The 9,175-nt window shown below is 49.2% G+C and carries 8 protein-coding genes; 3 read left to right on the forward strand and 5 right to left on the reverse strand.

The features are described from left to right. Positions 1–15: 15 nt before the first annotated feature. The 3 genes from P1P89_02040 to P1P89_02050 are packed head-to-tail and all read left to right on the forward strand — an operon-like array spanning position 16 to position 2,730. Positions 16–948 (forward strand): bile acid:sodium symporter family protein, encoded by a 933-nt coding sequence (locus P1P89_02040; protein MDF1590269.1) that lies wholly within the window; start codon positions 16–18, stop codon positions 946–948. A gap of 28 nt (positions 949–976) precedes the next feature. After that, positions 977–1,789: an SDR family oxidoreductase gene (locus P1P89_02045; protein MDF1590270.1), complete on the forward strand. Its 813-nt coding sequence runs from the start codon at positions 977–979 to the stop codon at positions 1,787–1,789. A 38-nt stretch (positions 1,790–1,827) separates the two neighbouring features. Beyond that, positions 1,828–2,730 carry a DMT family transporter gene (locus tag P1P89_02050; protein MDF1590271.1) on the forward strand — a complete coding sequence of 301 codons (903 nt, stop codon included), beginning with the start codon at positions 1,828–1,830 and terminating at the stop codon, positions 2,728–2,730. 41 nt (positions 2,731–2,771) lie between these two features. Here the strand turns inward: P1P89_02050 and P1P89_02055 are convergent, their stop codons facing one another. The 5 genes from P1P89_02055 to P1P89_02075 form a co-directional block, all read right to left on the reverse strand. Continuing rightward, positions 2,772–4,208 carry a DegQ family serine endoprotease gene (locus tag P1P89_02055; protein MDF1590272.1) on the reverse strand — a complete coding sequence of 479 codons (1,437 nt, stop codon included), beginning with the start codon at positions 4,206–4,208 and terminating at the stop codon, positions 2,772–2,774. 137 nt (positions 4,209–4,345) lie between these two features. Further along, entirely contained in the window at positions 4,346–5,758 is a 1,413-nt protein-coding gene (locus P1P89_02060; protein ID MDF1590273.1) for an ATP-binding protein, read from the reverse strand. After that, a complete protein-coding gene (locus P1P89_02065) occupies positions 5,736–6,413 on the reverse strand; it encodes a response regulator transcription factor (protein ID MDF1590274.1) in 678 nt (225 codons plus the stop codon). The genes P1P89_02060 and P1P89_02065 overlap by 23 nt, the downstream gene beginning before the upstream one ends. 100 nt (positions 6,414–6,513) lie before the next feature. Continuing rightward, positions 6,514–7,722: an ATP-binding protein gene (locus P1P89_02070; GenBank protein ID MDF1590275.1), complete on the reverse strand. Its 1,209-nt coding sequence runs from the start codon at positions 7,720–7,722 to the stop codon at positions 6,514–6,516. Between the two features lie 332 nt (positions 7,723–8,054). Continuing rightward, complete coding sequence (locus P1P89_02075) at positions 8,055–9,023, reverse strand: transposase (GenBank protein MDF1590276.1); 969 nt, start codon at positions 9,021–9,023, stop codon at positions 8,055–8,057. Positions 9,024–9,175 lie beyond the last annotated feature (152 nt).

Consider the following 9,175-nt stretch of genomic DNA (forward strand, 5'->3'; position numbering starts at 1 on the left):
CCGAAAGGTGATCCCATGGACATCGCCGCAATCGATCAGGTTCAGCTCAATTTTAACCCCCAGGGATTATTCATTATCAACCTCGCCATCGGCCTGATGATGCTGGGGGTCGCCCTGGAAATGAAGCTGGATGATTTCAAACGGATTTTAGTCGCCCCCAAAGCGCCCATGATCGGCCTGGTGGCCCAGTTCATCCTCTTGCCGGCCTTTACATTTTTGTTAACGCGCCTTTTAAACCTGCCGCCCTCCATTTCCCTGGGTATGATTCTGGTGGCAGCCTGCCCGGGGGGCAATTTGTCCAACATCATTACGTATTTGGCCCGGGGCAATTGCGCCATTTCCGTCAGCATGACGGCTGTTTCCACCCTAGCGGCCATCATCATGACCCCGCTGAATTTATCCCTGTGGGGCAGTCTCAACCCAGATACCGCCCCCATCCTAAAAAGAGTGAGCCTCAGCCCGCTGGATGTTTTCGTCACTGTTTTTATCATTCTGGGCATCCCCCTTTGTGTCGGCATCGTGCTGGCAAAGTCCTTTCCCTCCCTGGCCGACAGGGTCCGGCGCCCCTTTAAAATATTTTCATTATTGTTTTTCATCGCAATCGTTGCTGCAGCCCTGGCGGTCAACTGGCAGCATTTCACAAATTACATCGGTCTGGTTTTTTTCGGCGTACTGATTCATAATGCGCTGGCTTTAAACATCGGCTTCTGGTCCGGACGCCTTTTCCGCTTATCCGAAGCGGATACCCGGGCAGTCTCCATCGAGGTCGGCATCCAGAATTCCGGACTGGGCCTGGTCCTGGTGTTTAATTTTTTCGGAGGGCTCGGCGGAATGGCCATCCTGGTTGCCTGGTGGGGAATCTGGCACATCATAGCGGGACTGACCACGGCCTTCATTTTTTCGCGCCGCCCGCTGCCGATCCCTTCGGAAACACCGCAAGCGGTTTAATGATAAACGCCCCGACCGGAATCAGCCCATGAAAAAGCATGACATGACCCAAAAAATTGTCGTGGTGACCGGCGCTGCCAGTGGAATCGGCGCTGCGATATCCAGAAGGTTCGCAAGGCAAGGCGCCGCTTTAGGGTTGCTTGATATGGACGAAAAAGGAATAGCGGCGATGGCGGCTGAATTTAACAATACCGGGATCAAAACGGTCCCTATCGGGTGTGATGTATCAAAGGAATCCGACTGCATTTCTGCCGTCAGCAAAATCATAGATCATTTCAGCGGTATTGATATTCTGGTCAACAATGCCGGAATAACCCAGCGAAGCGCCTTTGTCGATACCCGGTCAAGTGTTTTCCGCAAGGTCATGGCGGTCAACTTTTTCGGCGCCCTCCATTGTACCCAGGCTGCCATGGATAGCCTAATCGCCCGCAAAGGCATGATTATCGTCATGGAAAGTATCGCCGGCCTGGCGCCTTTGCTGGGACGCACCGGGTATTGCGCCAGCAAGCATGCTCTGCACGGACTTTTCACGTCATTGCGGGCTGAAATCCGCAACAGCGGGGTTCACGTGATGATCGTTTGCCCCGGCTTTGTTGAAACCAACCTCCAGACTCGGGCATTGGGCGGAAACGGTCGGGTTACCAGCCATCCGCAATCCCGGGTGGGTAAGCAGACGTCGCCGCAACAGGTTGCGGACGCCGTCTATCAAGGCGTCATTAAGAAAAAACACCTGATCGTATTGTCACCCGTAGGCAAATTAACTTACTGGCTGAATCGCATCGCACCGCTTTTATATGAACGCCTGATGACCCGAAAATTAAAAGATGAAATTTTCCCATAAATATTGAATTATGCAGGCCCTGCTGATAAACGATTGAGATGCCCTATTTACTGTTATTGCTGGTAGCCCTGTTCTGGTCCGGAAATTTTATTGTTGCCAAGGGCATCCAGGAATCAATACCACCCCTTTCGCTCTCCTTCTGGCGATGGGCGTTGGCGTTATTGATATTGATCCCGTTTTCAGCCAGGTCTTTTCTGCAACAGAAAAACCAGATGCGGGATCACTGGAAAATCATTCTGCTTCTCGGCATCCTCGGTATTGCCTGCTTCAGTACATTTATCTATATCGCTCTGCTCAGCACCACTGTGACCAATACTGTTCTAGTGAACGCCACCAACCCCATTTTCATCGTCATTTTTTCATGGATCGGCTTCAAAGACCGTGTTTCTTTGGTGCAGGTCGCGGGGATCGCCTTATCGCTGGGGGGGTTAGCCTGGATTATCACCCGGGGGAATCCTTCTTTTTTGATGACCCTTCAATTTGCCAGGGGTGATCTATGGACACTTGCCGCTGCTGTTTGCTGGGCGCTTTATACGGTCCTGCTGCGGCAGTATCCCGGCCGCACGGATTCCTTGGCTTTTTTGGCGGTTCTTTACACGGCCGGATTGATATTTTTAACTCCTTTATATATTTGGGAATCCTTTAATGAATTTCCCATCATGCTGAACACGACTTCCGTCAGCGGCACGATTTATTTGGGGATTTTTCCTTCCATTTTTGCTTTTATATTCTGGAATAGAGGCGTCAAAGCGGTGGGGGCAAACAGGGCGGGCGTTTTTATTTATTTGATCCCGGTATTCAGCATTGTGCTTGCTTTTCTACTTTTTGATGAAAGTTTTAAGTCCTATCACCCGCCCGGTATTCTGCTCATCGGGCTGGGCATCTTCCTGACAACCTATTTTGGAAAAAGAAAACCTGCTGATTTAAAACAGGGGCATTGATTAAGCTACCGCCTCAATGCCCCTGTTTGTTTTTACGCCCTTTATTTCACGATTTCTATCACCAAAAAACCTGCGTTGAGTCTTTGAATAAACATCTTGAATTTTTCACCTTTTTTGATTTTTCGCAGTGCTTCATTATAATTTTTCACGGTATTGATCTTTTTATAATTAATTTCAGCGACGATATCTCCCACCTGCACACCGGCTTCAGCACCTTTGCCTTGAGAATCTATTTCAACAACGATGACCCCCTCCCCTTTGGGCAAATTATACTGCTGCATCATTTCTGTCGTGATTTCAGCTACCTGAACTCCCAATTCATCTCCGGACGGGTTCTGTTGCATTCGGCCGGCTATTTTTGAATCTTCGCGTTTTGATAACTTTACCTTAACCTGCTGCTCTTTACCCTCGCGCATCAATTTAATTGCAACCGTCTCTCCGACAGCCTTATTTGCAATTGTACGCGTTAAATCCCGGCTATCTTCAATTTTTTTGCCGTTTATTTCCAGGATAACATCCTGGGGTCGGATGCCCGCCTGCTCGGCCGGGTCGCCCGTGAACACTTCCGTTACCAAGACACCTTTCCCATCCTTAATGCCGTAATAGGCTGATAGCTCGCTGCTTAAAGGCTGGATCGCAACTCCCAGCCAACCCCTGGTGACTTCACCGCTGGATTTTAACTGGTCCACGATCCCTTTTGCCATATTGATGGGAATGGCAAATCCGATCCCCTGGCCGCTGGCGATAATCGCCGTATTGATTCCCACAACCTCACCCTGCAGGTTGATGAGCGGCCCGCCGCTGTTCCCCGGGTTGATGGATGCATCCGTTTGTATAAAATCGTCATAGGGACCCGAGCCGATGACCCGGCCTTTGGCGCTGACAATCCCGGTCGTTACCGTCTGCTCAAAGCCAAACGGGCTGCCGATGGCCACCATCCACTGACCGACCCTGAGCGAATCGGAGTCGCCTATTTTAACTACCGGCAGCTCTTTTTTGGCATCAATTTTAATCAATGCCAAATCCGTATTGGGGTCTCGACCAATGATCTCTGCGTCAAATTCATCACCGCTTTTCAGTTTAACCTTGATCTTGTCTGCATTTTCAATCACATGATTGTTGGTAACGATAAGCCCCGCCTTATCAATAATAAAACCGGACCCCAGGCTGCGTTGCTTGAACTCCCGCTGCTGGTCGCCGCCGAAAAATTTATTGAAAAAGTCTTGAAAGGGATCCTCTTTATTAAAGGGGCCCGGTCCGAAATTACGGAAAACGCGCCCCCCGCCTTTGATGGATTTTACCGTGCTGATATTTACCACGGCCGGACCGACGTTTTCCGCGATCTGGCTGAAATTGCCCGGCACCAAGACCGGGTTGCTGTCGGTTGCCGCACTTCCGACCTGCAAATTAAACACTTGGAAAATCCCAACCATGAACAGAATCAGAAGATATGGGATGATTTTTTTTAAACTTTTCATTGTGCGCCCTCCTAATCTTAATTTGAAATTTTTACCATTGAAGCCTTACCCTCTGTGTTCCGGCTAGACTATAACGCAAGAAGTTAACGGAAAGATGGCCTGAAAATGACAAAATGGTTATGTTAGGCGTCAGATTGTCATGGGGAATCTTTGGGGAGCGTAATGGTAAAGGTGCTTCCTTTTCCTAATGTGCTGCCGACATCGATATTCCCCCCATGCGCCTTGGCGATCGCCAGCGCCAGGCTAAGCCCCAAGCCGGTTCCGGTCAGCGACCGGCTCGGCTCACAACGGTAAAACCGCCTGAAAATATGGGGAAGATCTTCACTTGAAATGCCGATACCGGTATCTTTTATCATAACAGAAACCTGGTCTTGCCGAGGCGACTGAACCGAAACCTGCACGGTTCCCTGATCGGGGGTATAGCGAATGGCATTATCCAGCAGGTTCGAAACCATGCGTTGAATCATCCGTTTATCGCCCCGGACAAACTGTTTTTCAGACAGGCGGCGCGTCAGTTCAATATCTTTATCCTCCGCGCTGGACTGAAACAAATTACAGGCATCTTTGACCATTTCGGTCATGTCCAATTTTTCAATATTCAGCCGGTCCACCCCTGCTTCCGTCTTTGAAATCACCAGCATGGTATTAATCAGATCCAGCAGGCGGTCGCTTTCTTCGATAATGCTGGCAGCCATATTTTCATAGGAGGTTAAAGAGGGATCCGTGGTCAGCGTAACCTCTGCAATTCCCCTGATCCGGGTCACCGGGCTTTTGAGGTCGTGGGCGATGTTGTCGCTCATTTCTTTGACGCCGGCAACCAGCGTCTCGATTCGATCCAGCATCTGGTTAAAGGTGGTTGCCAGTTGATCGATTTCATCCCCATTGCGGGTCAGTGGAACACGGCTGCCGAGCGCGCCGCCGGAAATATGCCGGGCGGTCCGGGTCAGCACTTCCACCCCGGAAAGCGCTTTCCTGGCCATAAACCAGCCGATCGCGGCTGCGAATATCAGTAATACGGAAATGGTAATGATAAAGTTTTTTCGAAAGGCTTCGATAAACTGACCCGATGTCTCCATGGCCTCGCCAAGTTGAAGCACCAGGCTCCTGCCGATCAGGGTGTAAAGGATTCGAACCTTTAATTTTCGATCCGGACTGGCCAGGGTGCTGAAAACATAGCGGGTGCCCTGCAATAATTCTTCGATGGCTTCTTTTTCAATTCCGATATTCTGCCAATAAGACATGTTGGATGAGGAAAACACCGACCCGTTTGGGGAAAACAGGCGAATAAATATTTTTTTCTCGCCGGCGGCCTGTGATTCCAGAATGGCGCTCCGCTCCACCGCGCTTACCCCTTGCAGCGTCAAAACAGAAGATATCTTGCGGGCCTGATTGAGGAGGTCCTGGTCGGTCTGGGCGCGCAGAAAGGAGGTAATCTGCAGGTAAAACAGAAAAAATGCAACGCCGGTGGAGATCATAAAAATCAGCGCATACCAGAGGGTCAGCCGAAAGGCCAGGGTATGACGCAGATCAGTCAGCCTCTTTAAATACATATCCGACACCGCGCACGGTATGAATCAATTTTTGAGAATAATCCTTGTCGATTTTTTCACGCAATCGATATATCCGGGACTCGACAACATTGGTCTGGGGATCAAAATGATAATCCCACACGTGCTCCATGATCATGGTTTTAGACACCACCCTGCCGGCATTGCGCATCAGGTAAGCCAGCAGGGCAAATTCCAGCGGCTGCAGCTCGATCCTTTTTCCGCTGCGAATTACGTCCCGGGTAATCAGATTCATGCTCACGCCGCCGGCCGAAAGGCGGGTAGGCTCGGACGCCCCGCTGTTCCGGCGAATGAGTGCCTGGACCCGCGCCAACAGTTCGGAAAACGAAAACGGTTTGGTGAGATAATCGTCCCCGCCGGTTTGAAGTCCTTTTACGCGATCATCCACCGAGCCTTTGGCGCTCAGGATGATAACCGGCGTTTTGATATTTTCACGGCGCATTTCCTCAATCAGGCTGAGGCCGTCCCGCCGTGGCAGCATAATATCAATAATGGCGGCATCATACGGCTCCGTCAAAGCCAGGTGAAGCCCGGTTTCGCCGTCAGCCGCCCCATCCACTGCAAACCCGGCGGCTTTTAAACCTTTTGTAACAAACGAGGCTATTTTTGCATCATCCTCTATCAGTAAAATCCGCATAACGGTCTCTCGGGCAGCCCGGACCGATTGATGGGTCGGCTGCTCGCTTGGGTGTTATCGCAGGGTTTCATCATGGCAGCTGCTGGGCCTGTAAAACCCGCTATATTTCAGGGTTCAACAGAAAATCGATTAAATTGACTCGCTGAATCCCCTTGACATCCTTGCCAAAAACGTTATCCATGCTGATAACGTATTTGGGATAGTTATCTTTTAATGCATGTAGAACTGAAAACTCCCTTTCAATTGTTTCCGGGGATGACAGTAAATACGCTACCTGAATATATATTTTTCGGTTTTCCCTTTCAGCGATAAAATCAATTTCCCCATTGCCGAATTTTCCGATATAAACCCGATATCCTCTTCTGTTAAGCTCAAGAAAAACCAGGTTTTCAAGCACCCCGGATATATCACCTTCGCGATAACCAAAAAGCGCGTGCCGCAGCGAAACATCCCCTAAAAAATATTTTTCATGCAACTCAAGCAGCCGCTTGCCCTTGACGTCATAACGCGGCACTTTAAAAACCGCCACGGTTGCGACGAGGTATGAAATATAGTTCTGGACGGTTTCAATACTGACCCGCAGCTTTTGAGATTTCAAATAATCGGAAACTTTTTTGGCCGTAAAGATATTACCGATATTATTAAAAATATATTGTGTGATATTTTCCAGCAAGGATACGTTGCGGACATTGTTTCTTTTGATGACATCCTTTAAAAGGATGGTACTGTAGATGGAGCGTATGTACTGGTATAGAACCTCCTGATTTAAATCGAAATGGTGAATCGCGGGAAATCCGCCGGACCACAAATAGACTGAAAACTCCTCCGCTGCGCTTTTCTTGTCTTTATTTCTAAAAAGGAGAAATTCTTCAAAGCTCAAAGAATAAACTGGTATTTCGATATAACGTCCCGATATCAGAGTGGCAATTTCAGATGAAAGCAAATGTGCATTGGAACCGGTGATGTAGATGTCAAAACCACCATCGGCAAAGAATGACCCAACGGCCTTTTCCCAGTTTTCGATTTCCTGTATTTCGTCGATAAACAGATATTTTGTTGCCGTAACACCGGAAAAGGCATCTTTTACATAGCGGTTTAGGTCCCTGTAGTTTTGAATAAAATCATAGTCCAGCGATTCTTTGTTAATATACAGAATGCATTTTTTGGCAATTTTACGGGTCTTGAGCTCATCCATGAGCATTTGTAGAAAAAAACTCTTCCCCACCCGTCGCATGCCCGTAATGACTTTAATAACCGGTTTGCCGATAAACGGAAGGATCTTATCAATATATAAGTTTCTTTTATACACTAAAGTTTTCCATATTTAGTTAAAAGATTCGGATATGCAGGAAACTTATCAAAATGAGCGCCAAAGTCAACAGGTTTCTTTTACAAGTAAAACATTGAATCGCCCTGGACCGGTACGCTCAGATCAGGAGCTTTCAGCAGCGGATCCGGAAGGCCTACGCGACGTGGTGGGAGTGACCGAACTGGACTGGATTTAGGCCTCCAGCAATCGCCGCTGCAACAGCATCTGCATATCGCGACGGCCGTCGACGATCAAAAGGACATAGACGTTTTTCTCCATAACCCGGTAAATGATGCGGAAATATTATAAAGGGACGTTGTTGACCGCGTGTACTAACTATGCCGCCGCAGAATCTTGGCAACTGCCGAAGTGGTAACACCTAACTGCCGTGCGCTTTCGGCTAAGGACACACCCAAATCGTTCACCAGCTGGATCGCAAGAGACGTCCTTAGTCTCGATACCCCCGCAAGACGGCTTTTGGCCCGAAGCACTTTCATGTCTATCTTTCGCTTTTTGCACTCCCGGCTGATTAATGCTGCGGTTTCCTTTTCCAGGTCTTTGGCAGTCAACTGGTGCTTGATTTTCGCTTCAGCCTGGTTACAGACACTTTCCACAAAGTCGCTCGACCCGAGGATCCGTTCGTCGCCTTTTTCGGATAGTCCCGATTTCCGCAGGGACTTTACGACCGACCATCCGCCCAAGCTGCGGATCAGACCGCCTCCTACCAGCTCCGGCCGCCGCCCTTGGTCCACCCCTTGTCTTACAAATTCAAGATAGGCTTTGCGCGCAGGACCTTGGCGCGAGCCAAACCATTTGAGTACGTATTCCTGATCCTGCCAGTTGCTTTTCCGGTTGCCAAGAACGGCAGCATGCCCGCACCACTTATAGCGATTCAACCTGCTCAGCGTATTGACTAGTCCGGCCCGCAGAGGATTTAAATGAATATAGCGAACCAGTTCCTTAAAATAAGGATCTTCTTCACAAATGATCGATTTATAGCGATTTTGAAACAGATGCCCGTAGCGTTTGTGTCTGCGGTTGTAGGCGGCGGCATAACCGGCCAGAAGCCTTCGCATAAGGGTTGGAAGCCCGGCCGGTCCGCTGCGCATCAGGATATGGGCGTGGTTGGTCATCAGGGCCCAGGCGTATACAGCCGTCCCGGTCTCTCCTGATAGTTTGCCAAGCCGGGATAGGAAATCCTCCCGGTCCGTCTCATCGTCGACGATATTTCGTCTCTCGATTCCCCGAATCATCACATGATGCAGAGTCCCCGGCTCATCTAATCTGGCCCCACGCGGCATATATTCCTCCATCGTCAGCCATTTAGGGCAGCCTATACCAATTTGTCCACATTGTCAACAACGTCCCCTTTACACCAGTAATTCTGGGCGAACAGATTAAAGTGGATATTTCCTGTAGATATTTGAGTTAAATAGAGTATTCGTGATAATTT

Source organism: Desulfobacterales bacterium, assembly GCA_029211065.1.
Taxonomy (GTDB): domain Bacteria; phylum Desulfobacterota; class Desulfobacteria; order Desulfobacterales; family JARGFK01; genus JARGFK01.